This is a genomic window from Paraburkholderia kururiensis JCM 10599 = LMG 19447 (assembly GCF_003986935.1).
Lineage (GTDB): Bacteria > Pseudomonadota > Gammaproteobacteria > Burkholderiales > Burkholderiaceae > Paraburkholderia > Paraburkholderia kururiensis.
The window spans coordinates 25,717-41,844 of the sequence record NZ_RJZE01000028.1; the positions used below are offsets into that span (position 1 = coordinate 25,717).

Genomic DNA, 16,128 nt, shown 5'->3' on the forward strand with positions numbered 1-16,128 from the left:
GAATGTCGACAGCCCTGCTTACTGAAACGCCACCTCGGCAAAGCTGCGCAGCTTGCGACTGTGCAACCGATGCAGCCCGTTCGTGCGCAGCAGCTCCATCGCCTTCACGCCGATCTGCAGATGCTGGTCGACCTGCGCGCGATAGAACTGGTCCGCCATGCCGGGCAATTTCAGCTCGCCGTGCAGCGGTTTGTCCGAGACGCACAGCAGCGTGCCGTACGGCACGCGGAAGCGGAAACCGTTGGCCGCAATCGTCGCGCTCTCCATGTCGAGCGCAATCGCGCGGCTCTGCGAAAGCCGCTGCACCGGCTCGCGATGATCGCGCAGTTCCCAGTTGCGGTTATCCACGCTCGCCACGGTGCCCGTGCGCATCACGCGCTTGAGTTCTACGCCGTCGAGTTGCGTCACCTGCGCCACCGCACGCTCGAGCGCCACCTGCACTTCGGCCAGCGCGGGAATCGGCACCCAGAGCGGCAGGTCGTCGTCGAGCACGTGGTCTTCACGCACATAGCCGTGCGCCAGCACGTAGTCGCCCAGGCGCTGCGTGTTGCGCAGACCCGCGCAGTGCCCGAGCATGATCCACGCATGCGGGCGCAGCACGGCGATGTGATCGGTAATGGTCTTCGCGTTCGACGGCCCCACACCGATGTTGACCATTGTGATGCCGCTGCCATCCGCGCGCTTCAAGTGATAGGCCGGCATCTGCGGCTGCCGCGGCGGCGGCGCGCCTTCGTCGGCCTGTTCGTCGAGGTTCGCGTTGTACGTCACCACATCGCCGGGCTCGACGAACGACGTGTATTCGCAGCGGTATTCGCGCAATTCGGGGTCGTCGGTGTGCGCCATCATCGTGCGGCCCAGCTTCACGAACTCGTCGATATAGAACTGGTAGTTCGTGTAGAGCACGTAGTTCTGGAAGTGCGTGGGCGACGTGGCCGTGTAGTGCTTGAGCCGATGCAGCGAAAAATCCACGCGCGGCGCCGTGAAAAGCGCGAGCGGCTGCGGCTCGCCGTGCGCAGGCTCGTACGTGCCGTTGACGATGCGGTCGTCGAGCAGCGCGAGGTCAGGCGTGTCGAACACGTTGCGCATGGCGAGCAGACGGTCGCGATCCAGGTCACCTTCCAGATGAATGCCTTCGGCAAAGGCGAAGTGGATCGGAATGGGATGCTCCGATACACCCACTTCGATCGCCACGTGATGGTTCTTCGAAAGCAGACGCAATTGCTCGCGATAGTAATTGCCGAACAGGTCGGGACGCGTCACCGTGGTTTCGAACACGCCCGGGCCCGCGACGAAGCCATACGAGCGGCGCGAATCGATCTGCGTGTTGACTTCGGTACGGATGCGCACGAACGGATAACAGGCGCGCACACGACGCTCGAAAGGCTCGTTACGGCGATAGCGGGCGAACGCATCGCGCAGGAACGCCGTGTTGGCTTCGTAGATGGCCGAGAGCCGGGCCACTGCTTCGGTGGCGTCTTCGAAGGCCTCGGTGGGATAGTCGTTTGCCGGTGTCATCAGCGTCGGCAGATTGAATTCCTTGTTCATCTTGATCGCCTCGAATAGTTCAAACGACATTACCACGGAACCCGGCGCGAAGAGCGCAGCGCGCGTGCGCGGCAGCACCATCGAGCGGCATGCCGAACAGGTCCTGCATGACCGGGCAGCCTCGCGGCGGACACGGCCAAAGCGGCGCAAAATAAGGCTGTAGCGCCCGTGGCGCGAGCCGGATTTGTTAGAATCGCCAAACTCGAACGGAGAAACACCATGAAGCCGCTCCTCCCTGCTGCCGTTGCGGCGATGCTTGCTATGTGCAGCGTTGCGATGGCCGCGCCCGCCGACGAAGCGCAGGCCAACGTCGACGCTCAATCCGCCCAGGCCGCTCCGCAGTCGGCCAACGAACGCGCGGGGCTGCCCGATCTCGCAGCCATCAACCGGCCGCCGGCAAACGTGACGTCCAAGGTGGACATCAACGTGCCGCGCAAGCCGAGCTTCCACGAAAAGGCGGGGAACGGCACGGAAATCACCGAATACCGCGACAAAGGCAAGCCGGTGGAAATCGATGTGCGTTCGAACTTCGGCACGCACTATCAGATGAGCGCGCCGCTCGATACGTCGCCCACCGTGCGCGACAACGGCCAGGCAAGCAAGCGTCTGCCGTCGGTAAGCCTGCATTACTGATCCACACCGCGGCAGCGCAGGGCACGCGCCCTTCGCTGCCGCAGACGCGCCGCCTGACGCGCGGTGCTCGCAATCACTCATTGCCCGTTTGTCCGATCTCACCGCCGCGCCCGTCAGGCACGGACGGTCCGACCAACCCGACCCGACGTTTCGCGCATGGCCGTTTTCACCGCTGTCACTGAACCCCAGCTCGCGCAATGGATGCGCGACTACGACCTTGGCGAGGTCGTCGATTTCCACGGTATTCAATCTGGAATCGAGAACAGCAATTTCTTCCTCACGACCACGCGCGGCGAATACGTTCTCACGATCTTCGAAAAGCTCACGGCAGTGCAGCTGCCGTTCTATCTGGATCTGATGCGGCACCTCGCGAGACATCGCGTGCCCGTGCCCGACCCGATGCCGCGCGCCGACGGCTCGCTCTTCGGCATGCTCAACGGCAAGCCGGCCGCCATCGTGACGAAACTCGAAGGCTCGGCCGAACTGGCGCCTCGTGAAGAGCACTGCATCGAGGTGGGTCAGATGCTCGCGCGCATGCATCTGGCCGGCCGCGATTTTTCGCGTGAGCAGCCGAATCTGCGCAGCCTGCCCTGGTGGCGCGAGACGGTGCCCGCCGTGCTGCCGTTCGTCACCGACGCACAGCGCGAACTGCTTACTACGGAACTCGCGCACCAGGAAGCGTTCTTCGCCTCGGCCGACTATGCGGCGATGCCGGGCGGCCCGTGCCATTGCGACCTGTTCCGCGACAACGTGCTGTTCGCGCACGCCGACCCGTCGACCGGTCACGAAGTGCGGCTGGGCGGGTTCTTCGATTTCTATTTCGCCGGCTGCGACAAGTGGTTGTTCGACGTGGCGGTCACGGTGAACGACTGGTGCGTCGACATCGCCACGGGCAAGCTGGACCTGGCGCGCGTGGAAGCGATGCTGCGCGCGTATCAGACCGTGCGTCCGTTCACGACCGAAGAAAACCATCACTGGGACGACATGCTGCGTGCGGGTGCATACCGGTTCTGGGTGTCGCGCCTGTACGATTTCCATCTGCCGCGCGCGGCAGAGCTTCTCAAGCCACACGACCCGGCACAGTTCGAGCGCATTCTGCGCGAACGCCTCGTCGGCTCCGCACTTCCTGGCATTCATACCTCATGCAACTGATTGAAGTTCCCGCAAAGGCCGGCTATGTCTGGTTCCGGCAGGGAATCTGGCTGTTCCGCAGAAATCCGCTCGCGTTCCTGACGCTGTTCTTTGCCTATTTGCTCGCGATGACGCTGATTTCGGCCATTCCCCTGGTGGGCAATGTGCTGCCGCTCATCTTCATTCCGGGCGTGGCGGTGGGATTCATGGCGGCGTGCCGCGACACCATCGCGGGCAAGCCGGTCTTCCCCACCATCTTGATTGACGGGTTCCGCTCGTATGGCGCCGTCGTAGCGCGGCGGCTGATCCTGCTCGGGGTGCTCTATGCGGTGGCGATGGCGCTGGTGCTCGCCGGGTCGGCGCTCGCCGACGGCGGCGCGCTGCTCAAGCTCATGACGGTAGGCAGTTCGACGGAGCCGGACAGCATCGCGAACAACGACGTGCTGCTCGCCATGATGGCGGCATTCGCGCTCTACATCCCCGTGGCCATGCTGTTCTGGTTCTCGCCGATATTGATTGCCTGGCACGACGTGCCGCCCATCAAGGCGATGTTTTTCAGCGTGGTGAGTTGCTGGCGCAATCGCGGCGCCTTCGTGGTGTACGCAGCGCTGTGGTTCGCCGTATCGATCACGGTATCGCTGGCGCTTTCGGCGCTGACACAAGCGCTCGGCACAGGCGAATACGGACTCGCTTTCGTTATGCCGGCGCTCATCGTCGTGACGACGATGCTCTATTGCTCGTTTTATGCGACGTATCGCGGGTGCTTCGGCGTACAGGAGCCAAAGACACCGGATCTGCCTGCGGCGGGTAAGTAGCCCGCAGGCAAGTAGACATCCGGCGGCCCGATGCAGGCCGCCACCGCGCCCACCCGCTTCTTAGTGCTGGTTCATCCACGCCGGCTGACGGGTGCGCGACTCGCGATCCAGCTTGCGCATACGGAACTCGAGGTCGTACAGGTCGGTGGCTTCCGCCAGATACGCGTCGTTGCGTTCCTTGGCGCGTTCATCGGCGGACTTCGTAAGGAAGAGGAAAAGGCGGCTCAGGAGATACATGGTAACCTCGACGGTGTAAGGGTTAACACCTAAGTACAAACCCGATTGTACGGGAAAACCCTGAGAGCCGCCACCGAATCATTATTCTGATGCTGCTGCGCAACATGCGTTGATCAGAGTCTTGCCGCCGCGCTGCGGTCCGCCGTTTCTGCCGGTACCGCCCGACGTTGCAGGCGGAAAAAGTCCCAGATCAGGGCGCTGGCATCGGGCCCTTTTGAAGAGTGAAACGGCACGGTGTCGTCGCCGCCGCTCCAGGCGTGTCCGAGGCTGCCGATCCGGTAGACGCTCACCACCCGTCGCCCCGCTTGCAGGTAGTCGCGCACCACCACGTCAGCCCGGCGCTCTTCGCGCAACTGGCCGTCGCGGCGCGAGCCACGCGCGTCCACCAGGCCGTTAAGGCGCAAGAACTGGACGGCCAGTTGTTCCGCGTTCACAGGCGCGACGACAGGATCGTCGTCGCCCTGCAGAATGATGGCCGGCATGCCGGGGTACGCGGATACGTCGACGGCTTTGTCCACCAGCGCCACAGGGTCGTGACGGGAGCCGCGCCGCATGACGTCCATCGCCGTAATGCCGGAATGCGCTTCGCCGAACATGGGCCCCGAATGCAGCGCCACGGCCGCGAACCGTTGCGGGTAGTGCGCCGCGAGCAGCGTAGCCAGCCCGGCGCCCGCCGACAAACCCGCCACGTAGACACGCTCACGGTCGAACCCGTGCTGCTCCACCAGCGACTCAACGAGCGAATCTACGGCGCGTGCCTCCGCAAGACCCGTATGTTCGCTCGTGTCGTACCAATGCCAGCACCGATGGGCATGCGCGTGCTTCGATTGCTCGGGGTACAGCACCGCGAACCCGTGCCGGTCGGCGAGAAGGTTCATGCGCGAACCCTCGGCGAATTCGTCGATGGACTGCTTGCAGCCATGGAGCATCACGACCACCGGCATCTGGGTCGTCGGGCGCTCGGCCGGAATGTAGAGACCGTAGGACAGGTGATTCACGAGCCGGCCGGCCGGAACAGGCGCCGAATGGAAGGAACGCGTCCAGTGCCCGGTCGCCCACGCGGCTGCGCGGGGACGCACGCGCGACTCTCTTGCCGGCGGCGTGCCGCGCGTGGCGGGCTTGCGCGCCTTCACGGTGGGCTTGGCGGCGGGTTTCGTCGTGGCTCTTGTCGGAGTTGCGGCACGCGCCGGCCGCAACCCCGCGCGTTTCGTCGTCTTGCGAATGTGTTCGCTCTGGATGGCCAGCAGGCGCTTCAAGCCGCCCAGCCAGATCTTCGTAAAGCTTTTGGTCATCGGGGACCTCGTAAAAGGGACCGATCTGCCGCTTCCCGCTGCGTCGTTCGCGACCGGAAGGCGACATGTTGTGCGTTGCACAATAACACCATTCCGGGTCTGCCGCTGACGTCGAATATGCCTGCCGGATTGCACTTCGCTCCTCTCGTCGCGCGACTCACCGCGCCCGACTTGCCGCACGGCCGCCGGCCCCCTCCCGCGGGCGGCGGCTATACTGGAGCTTATGCATTTAACGTGTTGTCGTCGGATGAAGCGGCTTACGCGTTATTCAAGTGATGAACCTGCCCTGAACGCGCCCGGTCGCCCGATGTCATGCCAGAGTTGCCTTCCCACCTGTGGTACCTGATCACCAGCTTCGGCGGCGCCGGCCTGACGCTGCCGCTGGCGCTCGCCATTGCGCTGTGGCTGGCGTTCGGGTACTCGTGGCGCCTTGCGGCGGGTTGGCTAGTGCTGCTCGGGATTGCCGTCGGCATCGTCACGGTGACGAAGATCGCCTTTCTGGGTTGGGGTGTCGGCATTCGTGAGCTCGACTTCACTGGCGTAAGCGGGCACGCAATGCTCTCTACGGCCGTCTATCCAGTCGCTTTTTTCCTCGTGCTATTGCGGGCGCGGCCCCCGGTACGAATACTCGGCATTGTGGCCGGCATCGCGGCCGGCGCTGCGGTGGGGCTCTCGCGGGTCGCGCTGGAGGCGCATTCGCCATCCGAAGCCGTGACGGGCTGCTTCGTCGGGGCTCTGACGGCGCTCGCGTTCATCCGATGGGCGTGGCATGCGCAGCCTGGGCGGCTGTCGGCGGCCGCGGTGACGATCAGCCTTGCCATCCTCGCTTTCACGCTGCATGACGTGCGCGTGCCGACCCAGCGCTGGGTCACGCACATTGCACTCAAGGTGTCCGGCCACGAGCGTCCGTTCGTCCGCGCCAAATGGAAAGCCGGACGCTACGACCGCCCTCCTGCCGCCCCGGTCTCGCAGACTAGCAACACGCTTTCGCCGCGGCCCTCCGAAGCGGTCTAACCTGCGACCGCGCCCCACGTCGCGCGCCGCAGGTCGCATTTCCAACACCCAAGCGGCGGACGGTGCTCAGCGCGGCGCAGCGCCTGATCGCGCAGCCCCCCAGCCCGGCCGCCTTTCCCAGACGCCTGCGCCGCGACCGCTGCGTCTCAATCGCTCACGCCGAGAATCACGCTCGACGCCTTGAACGCCGCAATCGCCTTCACACCGTCGTTAAGGCCGAGCGCATCCACGCTCTCGTTCGTAACGATTGCCGTCACCACCGGGCCGCCGTCGAGCTGAAGCGCGACCTCCGAGTTCACCGCGCCGCGCTTGACGCCGCTCACCGTGCCGCGCAGCTGGTTGCGCGCCGAGAGCTTGACGGGCTTGCCGTCGTCCACGAGCAGCATCACCCACGAGGCCTTGATGAGCGCAAACGCCTGCGCTCCAGGAGCCAGGCCCAGCGTTTCGCTGCTCTCGTGCGTCAACACGGCCACGATGGTCTGCCCGCCGGGCAGTTCGAGTGCCACTTCGTCGTTCACAGCTCCGCGTGTTACCGCCGAGACCTTGCCGTACAGCTGATTGCGTGCGCTCGTCTTCATGCCGATTCTCCCAATGAGTTGCCAGTCGTCTGCAAAATTTTCGATTGCCTCGCCCGCGCGTTCGAGAAACCGCCGGTGCTCCCGCTCCACCGCGCGAAACGTGGCGATCAGCTTGATTGCGCGCGGCGTGAGTGTCGTGCCGCCACCGCCCTTGCCGCCCGTTGCCCGTTCGACGAGCGCCTCGCCCGCCAGGTTGTTCATGGCGTCGATGGCATCCCACGCGGCCTTGTAGCTCATGCCCACCGCTTTGGCCGCGCCCGTGATGGAGCCCGTCTCGCCAATCGCCGCGAGCAGCGCGATGCGCGACGCGCCGCCGAGCGTGTGCTCGCCGGCCTGAAACCATACGGAGCCGCCCAGTTCGAGCGGCTCGCGCAACGCACGGGCGGAGCGCGAGGCACGGGACGAGCGGGCAGGACGGGCGGTACGCGAAGTCATCGGCGCAAGGCAAAGAGGGGGAAAACGCGGCGGGAGGAACAACGCCCATGACGTGGACGCCGGCCGATTATAGCCACGCACCACGCGACCAGCCGCGACCGCGCAACGGCGCTCACCCGTCACCGCCCACGATCTTCGGCGCATCGAGGTCGCGCAGCAGCCGCTCGCCTTCTCGCGCCGTGTAACGCTTGACCGCCTCGCACCAGCCGCGCGCAAAGCCCTGCTGATACGCGTCGACGTTAAGTTCATCCAGATAACCGAGCGCGACCGCGGCGTCGTTGCCGTCCCCCAGCACGCTCTGGATGCGCGAGAGCGTCTTCGCCACCTCCACGCGCGTCTTGCGCGACACGATGGACTCGAAGAACTCCAGCGCGTACCGCAGACGCTTGGCCTCGATGCGCACGCTATGGCGCGCCTTCTCGTCGATGGTCGTGAGTTTCGGCGTCTCGACGAGCCGGCGATACGGCTTGCGGATGCGCTTCTTCGCATGCTTCGCGAGCGACTGCCGCGCGGCATTGGGCGGCGCCTCGCGCGAGAGCAGCGCTGTCTGCCATTCGAGCCACGCGAGCGCGAGGTTCGCGTAACGCCGCGACGCCATGGCTTCCTGCACCTTCGCGCGCGCGGCGAGGCGCTGGACGTCGGCGGCCTCGCGCGTGGCTGCCCAGCGCGCAGCGCCGGTGTCCGCGTTCGCCAGCGCCGGCAGCGTCGAATCGACGAACACGTCGCGGTCACGCGCGTTTCCCAGCAGCTTGCCAAGCCACTTCAGGTCGGGTTCGATGCGGTCGGCCCACGCTTCGTCAGCCCAACCCTTGAAGAGGCGCATGGCCGTGCGCAAGCGCCGTTGCGCCACCCGCATCTGATGGACGAACTCGGTATCCGCGGCGTCGCGCACGCCGGTCTCGTTGCCGAACCAATGCTCGGCGACATTGCGCCCGATGATGGCGAGCGCCTCGCGCTGGGTACGTGCTCCCGACAGATCGACCCCGCCCGCACGCACCGCCGTGAGCGCCGCGCCCACGCGATTGCGGCATGTGCGGTCCGCGTAATCCGTCAGTTGCACGAAAGCGGGCAGCGCCGTGAGCGCGTCGCGTGCGGTCGCGAAAAGCGCCTGCCACGCGGCGGCGGGCACGGCCCCGCCCGGCGCGTTCCCGGGTTCATCAGGCAAGGCAATCGAGAGACGCAGTTCATGAAGGCAGGGCTCGGCGCGATCCGGTGGCCCCATATCGGCATCGAGCGTCACGTCGATCACGACGCCATCCTGGCGCGGCCACATCCAGCGCGTGCGGGCAAATGCGAGCGTTGCGGCGGGTTGCAGCTCGCCCGCCATGGCGAGCGCTTCGCGAAACGCGGCGGGAGCGTCGTCGAAAGAAACGGCCGCGAGGCCGGCCGGGCGCCGGGTCGCATCAGCCGATGCATCACCCGGCGCATCGATCGCCACATCGAATACCGCCGAGCGGATCATGACGCCCGGCGAAAACGGCTCGAAATGCCAAACGGTGGTGCGCTGCGCATCTGCTGACGCTTCGATTGCGACCCGCCAGCCCGCACGGACCAGCGCGCTGCCGTTATCGAAACAGACGCTTTCGATGCGGGCGACAGAATCGCCGTCGGCACGCTCGAGCTGCGGCAGCGCTTCGCCCAGCAATTGAACGAATGCCGGTGCCTTGCCACGCCGACGGCTGCCGTCCTTCTTTTGACCGGCCCAATCACGGACCGCCGGTACAGCGATATCCAGCACGATCTCGATAAAACGAGCCATGAATATTCACCGGTAAGAAATGCGGCGCGCCCTGCCCGCGTGGCCGCCCGCCTCGGCAAGAACGCCACCATTCATGTTACACAAGCCGATAGCCGGACAGAAAAACGACGCGCGAGACAACGTGCGCCTTATGAGCGCACGACCGCATAAGGTGTGCGTAGGGTGGGGCGCAGGCACCCTCGGCACCGCAGACCGCGCGCAACGGACAAGGCACAATGCCGCACTGGCGCCATGCTCGACGCCGCGCTCGTTTGAAAGCGCGCGAGCGCCATTCGTTCCTGTGTGCGTGAACTGCGTCACGCGCACGACGCCTCGCGAAACAACTTTGCAGTCTGCGTAGAAGGCAGTCCGTCCGAGACGATGCCCGCGACGACTCTGTCCGGCTCGTCCTGTCCCCCTGTCCAATTCGCGCCGTCCCTTGCGCCGCGCGCCAGCCTGGGAGCCCTACATGGCAACGCTGTCCGATATCCGGCATATCGTCGTGCTGATGCTTGAAAACCGTTCGTTCGATAACGTGCTGGGCTACCTCTACACCGACGGACGCGACTTCAACGGCCTCGCCCACGCGCCCGGCACCGCCCAGCCGGGGCAAGACAACACGCCCATCGCCCCGTGGACGGCACCAGGCGACCCCGCCGCGATGTCGCTGCCCGCGCCGGACCCCGGCGAATCGTTCGTCGACATCACGCAGCAGCTTTACGGCAACGCTGCGGCCAGCGGTGTTGCGCCCATGAACAGCTTCGCCGCGAATTACGTGGCGCACGGCGGCAACGCGCGCGACATCATGCATTGCTTCAGTCCGGAGGACTTGCCGGCGCTCACCACGCTCGCCAGAAGCTACGCGGTCTCCGACATGTGGTTCGCTTCCGCGCCGTGCCAGACGTGGCCGAACCGCTTCTTCGTCCACACGGGCACGGCGAACGGCTACGAGAACAACGACCTTGCCGGCTTCCCGTTTCCCATGCAGAGCATCTTCAACGAGTTGCAGGGCGCGCAGCAGAAGTGGCGCATCTACTTTCACGACTTCTCGCAAGCCGCGCTGTTGCAACGGCTGTGGCCGTACTTCACGAACTTTCGTCCGTTCGACGAGTTCCTGGAAGACGTCGATTCGAACGACATGCCCGCGTACTCGTTTCTCGAACCGCGCTACTTTCCGGGCCTCGACATGCCGTGCGACATGCATCCGCCGCACAACGTGGCCTACGGCGATGCGCTGGTGGCGCAGGTGTACAACGCGGTGCGCAACTCGCCGAACTGGGCCTCGACGATGCTCGTCATCACCTTCGACGAACACGGCGGCTGCTACGACCACGTGCCGCCGCCCGCCGCGGTACGCCCCGAAGCGCCGCGCCCGGGTCAGGTGTTCGGGTTCGACCGCTACGGCGTGCGCGTGCCTGCCGTGATCGTGTCGCCGTACACGAAGCCGCAAACCATCCTGCGCTCAGCAGGCCCGCAACCGTTCGATCACACGTCCATCATCCGCACCGTGCGCGCGTGCTTCGGTTTGCAGAATCCGCTGTCGGCACGCGAAGCCTCGGCGCCTGACCTGAGCGCGGCGCTGAACGACTCGCTCGACGTCAACCGCGCACCTGCGACTTTGCCGGTCACGACGCCCGCATCCGCCGCGAACGACCTGCAGGCCGCGCAAACCGCGCAGCCGACCGGCCTGCAGAAGCTGTTTCACCAGATCGCGGAAAAGCTTGATGCGCTGACGAGGCCCGACGTTTCCGTCGAGCAGCATCTGCAAACCGCAGTCCAGCAGACGGCGGCGCAACCGCCGTTCAATCCCGCGCAGTTCCCCGCCATCAACGCGGAGCAAGCCGGCGCCTACGCGCGAGGCGTGATGCAGGCGCTCGCGGCGGGTGGCGCGACGACGTCAAATAGCGCGAGCGGCACGGCTGGCACGGCGGGGACAACCGGCACACCAGTCACGACACCGCCTGGCATCGCGCCGTCACGCCCCAACGGCGCGGGGCAACAGGACCCGTACGTCGGCGGCAGTTGAGCGGCAAGCACGCGTGCGGGCAAGCGCCCACCGGTCCTGGACGCGAAAGTCTCCTCGCGAAAGCCGCGAACGAAAAGGCGCAAACCAACGCCGTCCATACCGCCACGCGACCACGCGACCACGCGGCCACCGGACCATGCGCCGCCGCGCGGCGCTGCCGCTCTCGCATGCCGCCGTGCCAGGTCACCCTGAGCGCGTGCTCCGCCATCTTTCTCTATCATCGTCGCGATGCCCCAACAGCGGCGGGGAGCGTCACCAGCGTGAACGGGCTCCGAGCCATGCCTCGCCGCGCCAACCGAGGAACTGCACGATGAACATCGATCTTTCCGGCAAGACCGCCATAGTCAGCGCATCCACCGCGGGCATCGGGCTCGCGATCGCTACGGGACTCGCGGAATCGGGCGCCGAAACCGTCATCAACGGACGCACTCAGGAATCCGTGGATCGCGCCATCGAAACCATCCGCAAAGCCGTGCCGCAGGCGAAGCTGCGTGCCTTCGCCGGCGATCTCGGCACGCAAGCCGGCGCGGATGCGCTCGCGAAAGCCGTGCCCTCCGCCGATATCCTCGTGAACAATCTCGGCGTCTTCGGCCCGGGCGACATCTTCAGCACCGAAGACAGCGATTGGGAGCGCTACTTCCAGTACAACGTGATGTCCGGCGTGCGGCTCACGCGTCAGTATCTGAAGGGCATGGTGGATCGTCGCTGGGGGCGCGTGGTGTTCATTTCGTCGGAATCGGGGCTCAACATTCCGCCCGACATGCTGGCCTACGGCTTCAGCAAAACAGCGCAGCTCAGCATTGCGCGCGGCATCGCAAAGACCGTGGCAGGCAGCGGCGTGACGGTGAATTCGGTGCTGCCCGGTCCGACGCTCTCGGACGGCCTGCGCGCGATGGTGGCCGATACCGCGAAGAAGGAAGGCAAGAGCGTGGAGCAGGTGGCCAACGAATTCGTGCTCGCGCATCGCGGCAGCACGCTGCTCAAGCGCGTGGCCACCACCGAGGAGGTCGCCAACATGGTGGTGTACGTCTGCTCGCCGCAGGCGTCCGCCACGACCGGCGCGGCGCTGCGCGTGGACGGCGGGGTGGTGGACACGATCGCCTGAGGTGGCCTGAAACCACCTGAGCGGCCATTCAGTTTCACACCAGACGCCTTCACGGCAAACGATCCACGATCGAACGGCGGACGGCGCACGCGCGCCGTCCGCCACGCCGGGCTCATCCGCGCCGGGCTCGTCCACATCACGGCAGACCGCAAACGAGCCCGCGCCCGCATCACGTCGCGTACTGCGCGATCCCGTTACCGAACGACCAGTTCTCCTTCAGCACCTCGACGAGGTTGATGAACACGTCCTCGCGCCGCACGCCTGGGTCGTTCGCCAGGTTCTCCACGATCTGCGCGTAGAGCGCCTTCTTCTGCGCCTCGTTGCGCGAATTGGTGACCGTGAGCTGGATCAGCACCAGATCGTCAGTGCGGTCGATGCCGAGATAGTGCTTGCCGTAAAAGAAGCTGCCCTCATCATGCTCGGTAATCGACATGAAGATGTCGTCTTCCGGCACGTTGAACGTGGCGACAAGCGCGCGCTGGACGCCCTGCGCCAGCGCCTTGCGATAAGGCGCCGGCTTGCCGGCGCGAATGGCGATGCGGGTGAACGGCATGATGGCCTCCTGTTGAAAGATCGGACGCTTCCCAGCTTAGGGGCGCGCATCCATAATGAACAGGCATTGCTGCCTATTTCATCCATTTTCAACAGAAATGAAAGTTCTCGATCTCGATGCCGTGCGCGCCTTCGTGCTGGTGGCGGACCTGCGTAGCTTCACGCGCGCCGCCGATGCGCTCGACACCACGCAATCCGCTGTGAGTCTCAAGCTCAAACGGCTCGAGCGGCATCTCGGCAAGCAATTGCTGGAGCGCACGCCGCGTGTGGTGAAGCTGTCGCCTGAAGGCGGCGCGTTCCTCGCCGCCGCGCGCGACCTGCTTTCGGCGCACGAGCGGGCGCTGGGGTCGCTCGCTATCGAGCGGCGCAAGCTCACGCTGGGCCTTTCCGAACATGTCGCGGACGCCAACCTGCCGCATCTGCTCGCCCGGCTGAACACGCACGACCCGGGGCTCGTGCTGGAACTGCATATGGGCATGTCGGCGGGGTTGCTGGCGCGATTCGACGAGCGGCAGCTGGACGCGGTCATCGTCCGTTACGAGCGCGATGAACCGCCACGCGACGACGCCGAGCTGCTATTCACGGAGCCGATCGTCTGGCTCGGCGCGCCGGATTGGGCGCCGCGACCGGACGCGCCGCTGCCGCTCGCGCTGCTCACGGCGCCGTGCTCGGTGCGGGCCGCGGCACTGCGCGCGCTGGACGGCGCGGGCGTGCCGTGGACCGAGACCTTCATCGGTGGAGGCGTGACCGCCATCGGCGCGGCCGTGGCGGCGGGGCTCGCCATCTCACCGCTGGCACGGCGCGTGGCGCCACGCGGCCTGGTGGACGTCGGGGCCCGGCTCGGCCTGCCCGCCCTGCCGGATTCTCAGGTCACGCTGCATTCGCGGGTGCGCGACGAGCGGTCGATCGAAACGCTCAGACTGATTGCGAACGGGCTACAGAATGGGCTGCAAGGCGGTTAGTCGCCTGGGCGGTTAGTTGTTCGAGCGGTTAGTCGCCTGGGCGCTTAGTCAGGTAATCAACGCGTTTGACCGCTTGAGGGCCGCCGGAAACGCGTCGTAACGCGCCCACGCGGTAACCCGAACCTCGGCTGGACTTCAGCTCAGGATAGGTGGCAGCTCACGCGTCTGCGGCTTGCCGGCGCCCTGTGCGTGGCTGGGTCGCGTCTGCACCACGAGTTTCGGCTTCCCGTGAGGAACATGCTGCGAGTCCCGTTTAGCGCTGGTGCGCGCGGTCTTGCTCGCTGCGTGGTGCCCGTGGGGCGCGACGGAGGCGTGCCTCGACGCCGACCTCGTCTGCCCCGGAGCACGGAGACGACCGGCGTGTTTCTCGACATGCGACCCGCGCCCGTGCGCTGCGTGCGCAACCTGCGCCGCATGCGCATGCACGCCCGTATGCACCTTCACACGCACCTTCACACGCACCTTCACATGCCGCTGCGACACTGCCCGGCGACGCGCCGCGACAGGCCGCACCTGCGCCTCGTGCCGGCCTTGCCCCACGCGCGCGGATGGCGCCTCCTGCGGATTCCAGGTCTCGATATAGCGCGGCGAAGCCGCCGCCCAAACGTTGCTCGTGCCGATCGCGCATACCGCCACGGCAATCGATGCCGCTACCACTGCTACTGCCGCCTTCACCACGCCTCCCGTTCCTTCCGATACCAACGCATACACACGCACACCAACCGCCACCACCCAAACGGCCGAATACCCATTTCGATGCCGGGCCGCGGATTATACCGAATATCTCTTTGCAACAATCCACAGGTGGACTATTATGCAAATACAGTTCAATTCAGGACTCTCCCGGAACTTCATCATGTCCAGAGCCGCTCATGTCACGCGTTCGGACCCGCCACCCGCTCGTGCCGGAACGCAGCCCTCGCTGACGGAAATGTCGGCGGCGGGCCTGCGCGCGTTTTTCAACATGGCCCGCGACTGGGATCTGTCCGCCGACGAGCAGATCGTCCTGCTCGGCTCGCCCGGCCGCTCCACCTTCTTCAAGTGGAAAGCGTCGCCGCAAACGGCACGGCTGGGCCGCGACACACTGGAACGTCTTTCGCTGCTGCTCGGCATCTACAAAGCCTTGCAGATCCTGTTGCCGCAGCCCTCTGCCGCGGACGCCTGGGTCAAGCGCCCCAACAGCGCCCCTCCGTTCGGCGGCCGGCGCGCGCTGGACCGCATGCTGGCCGGCAACGTGAGCGACCTCGTCGCCGTACGCGAATATCTCGACGCAATGCGAGGCGGATGGGCGTGACGGCACCGAACTGGCAAGACCGCTGGCCGGTTGCGTTGCTCGACTGGTCGCCCGCGTATCGCGTGATTCCCACGCGCTTTCCCGCCGTGAACCTGTTCGACCGCGTGGCCTCGCCCGAAGACTTCGAGGCGCTCTATGCGCTCGAAGCCATGACGAACGACCGCCTGCGCACCGAAATCGGCGAACTGGACCTGGTGCCGCGCGAGGAGCGTCGCTTCGGCCCCGGCTACGGGCCCATCATGGCGGCGTTCACGCATCTGAATCCGCTCGGCAGCCGGTTTTCCGACGGCAGCTACGGCGTGTTCTATTGCGCGAAACAAAAGGAAACGGCCATCGCTGAAACGCGCTATCACACGAGCCTGTTTCTGGCCGCTACCGCCGAGCCGCCCATGCGTCAGCAAATGCGGCTCTACACCGTGCTCGCACAAGGCCACGTCGTGGATCTGCGCAAGCACGAGGACGCAGGGCTCGACCCCGCCGTGCTCTCTCCGCACGACTACGCGGCCGGCCAGCAGCTGGGGCGAGCCGTGCGAGCGGCGGGCGCGCCGGGCATCGTGTATCCGTCGGTGCGGCATAGGGGTGGGGAATGCCTCGCCGCGTTACGCACCATGCTGCTGCGCGACTGTCATCACGCGGCGTATCTCGAATACAACTGGAACGGCAAGGCTGTGGACGTGGTGTTCGAACTGAACCAGGTGGGCTGAGAAAGCCAGAGACCGCCGCGATTCGACCGAAAACCGCCTCAGGGCACACCTCGGCGCAGGCAGCCAG

Annotated in this window: 16 protein-coding genes; 9 read left to right on the plus strand and 7 right to left on the minus strand. The window is 65.9% G+C overall.

The annotated features are described in order from the left end of the window. Window positions 1-18: 18 nt before the first annotated feature. Window positions 19-1,545 (minus strand): AMP nucleosidase, encoded by a 1,527-nt coding sequence (locus PKKP23_RS27775; protein WP_033350495.1) that lies wholly within the window; start codon window positions 1,543-1,545, stop codon window positions 19-21. A gap of 219 nt (window positions 1,546-1,764) precedes the next feature. Here PKKP23_RS27775 and PKKP23_RS27780 point away from each other — a divergent pair, with 219 nt between their 5' ends. From PKKP23_RS27780 to PKKP23_RS27790, 3 genes are all read left to right on the plus strand, one after another. Continuing rightward, window positions 1,765-2,178, plus strand: a complete 414-nt coding sequence (locus tag PKKP23_RS27780; RefSeq protein WP_017773293.1) for a hypothetical protein — start codon at window positions 1,765-1,767, stop codon at window positions 2,176-2,178. Window positions 2,179-2,334: 156 nt separating this feature from the next. Beyond that, entirely contained in the window at window positions 2,335-3,330 is a 996-nt protein-coding gene (locus PKKP23_RS27785; RefSeq protein ID WP_126879271.1) for a homoserine kinase, read from the plus strand. Then, window positions 3,321-4,124, plus strand: a complete 804-nt coding sequence (locus PKKP23_RS27790; RefSeq protein ID WP_126879272.1) for a BPSS1780 family membrane protein — start codon at window positions 3,321-3,323, stop codon at window positions 4,122-4,124. The genes PKKP23_RS27785 and PKKP23_RS27790 overlap by 10 nt, the downstream gene beginning before the upstream one ends. Window positions 4,125-4,184: 60 nt before the next feature. Here PKKP23_RS27790 and PKKP23_RS27795 read toward each other — a convergent pair whose 3' ends face one another. Together PKKP23_RS27795 and PKKP23_RS27800 are read right to left on the minus strand one after the other, a co-directional pair. Next, the gene (locus tag PKKP23_RS27795) at window positions 4,185-4,361 is read right to left on the minus strand and encodes a DUF3563 family protein (protein ID WP_017773290.1); all 177 of its coding nucleotides are present in this window, start codon (window positions 4,359-4,361) and stop codon (window positions 4,185-4,187) included. 113 nt (window positions 4,362-4,474) lie between these two features. Then, on the minus strand, window positions 4,475-5,653 hold the full coding sequence (locus tag PKKP23_RS27800) for an extracellular catalytic domain type 1 short-chain-length polyhydroxyalkanoate depolymerase (RefSeq protein ID WP_126879273.1): 1,179 nt from the start codon (window positions 5,651-5,653) through the stop codon (window positions 4,475-4,477). Window positions 5,654-5,965: 312 nt separating this feature from the next. Between PKKP23_RS27800 and PKKP23_RS27805 the strand changes: the two genes are divergently transcribed. Then, window positions 5,966-6,667: a phosphatase PAP2 family protein gene (locus tag PKKP23_RS27805; RefSeq protein ID WP_126879274.1), complete on the plus strand. Its 702-nt coding sequence runs from the start codon at window positions 5,966-5,968 to the stop codon at window positions 6,665-6,667. 146 nt (window positions 6,668-6,813) lie between these two features. Here PKKP23_RS27805 and PKKP23_RS27810 read toward each other — a convergent pair whose 3' ends face one another. Continuing rightward, entirely contained in the window at window positions 6,814-7,680 is an 867-nt protein-coding gene (locus PKKP23_RS27810) for a TOBE domain-containing protein (protein WP_240659165.1), read from the minus strand. A 112-nt stretch (window positions 7,681-7,792) separates the two neighbouring features. Further along, window positions 7,793-9,439, minus strand: coding sequence for a CHAD domain-containing protein (locus tag PKKP23_RS27815; RefSeq protein WP_126879275.1), 1,647 nt, complete (start codon window positions 9,437-9,439; stop codon window positions 7,793-7,795). A gap of 448 nt (window positions 9,440-9,887) precedes the next feature. On the opposite strand from PKKP23_RS27815, the gene PKKP23_RS27820 reads away from it, so the two are divergent. Further along, the gene (locus PKKP23_RS27820; protein WP_126879276.1) at window positions 9,888-11,444 is read left to right on the plus strand and encodes an alkaline phosphatase family protein; all 1,557 of its coding nucleotides are present in this window, start codon (window positions 9,888-9,890) and stop codon (window positions 11,442-11,444) included. A 310-nt stretch (window positions 11,445-11,754) separates the two neighbouring features. Continuing rightward, on the plus strand, window positions 11,755-12,549 hold the full coding sequence (locus PKKP23_RS27825) for an SDR family NAD(P)-dependent oxidoreductase (protein ID WP_017773284.1): 795 nt from the start codon (window positions 11,755-11,757) through the stop codon (window positions 12,547-12,549). A 169-nt stretch (window positions 12,550-12,718) separates the two neighbouring features. Here PKKP23_RS27825 and PKKP23_RS27830 read toward each other — a convergent pair whose 3' ends face one another. Then, window positions 12,719-13,102 carry a tautomerase family protein gene (locus tag PKKP23_RS27830; protein ID WP_126879277.1) on the minus strand — a complete coding sequence of 128 codons (384 nt, stop codon included), beginning with the start codon at window positions 13,100-13,102 and terminating at the stop codon, window positions 12,719-12,721. 97 nt (window positions 13,103-13,199) lie between these two features. Here PKKP23_RS27830 and PKKP23_RS27835 point away from each other — a divergent pair, with 97 nt between their 5' ends. Continuing rightward, a complete protein-coding gene (locus PKKP23_RS27835) occupies window positions 13,200-14,063 on the plus strand; it encodes a LysR substrate-binding domain-containing protein (RefSeq protein WP_126879278.1) in 864 nt (287 codons plus the stop codon). Between the two features lie 135 nt (window positions 14,064-14,198). On the opposite strand, the gene PKKP23_RS27840 is transcribed toward PKKP23_RS27835, so the two are convergent. After that, entirely contained in the window at window positions 14,199-14,741 is a 543-nt protein-coding gene (locus tag PKKP23_RS27840; RefSeq protein ID WP_126879279.1) for a hypothetical protein, read from the minus strand. A 178-nt stretch (window positions 14,742-14,919) separates the two neighbouring features. On the opposite strand from PKKP23_RS27840, the gene PKKP23_RS27845 reads away from it, so the two are divergent. Both PKKP23_RS27845 and PKKP23_RS27850 read left to right on the plus strand, forming a co-directional pair. After that, complete coding sequence (locus PKKP23_RS27845) at window positions 14,920-15,357, plus strand: MbcA/ParS/Xre antitoxin family protein (protein WP_026121139.1); 438 nt, start codon at window positions 14,920-14,922, stop codon at window positions 15,355-15,357. Next, window positions 15,354-16,061: an RES family NAD+ phosphorylase gene (locus tag PKKP23_RS27850; RefSeq protein ID WP_126879280.1), complete on the plus strand. Its 708-nt coding sequence runs from the start codon at window positions 15,354-15,356 to the stop codon at window positions 16,059-16,061. Before PKKP23_RS27845 ends, PKKP23_RS27850 begins: the two co-directional genes overlap by 4 nt. Window positions 16,062-16,128 lie beyond the last annotated feature (67 nt).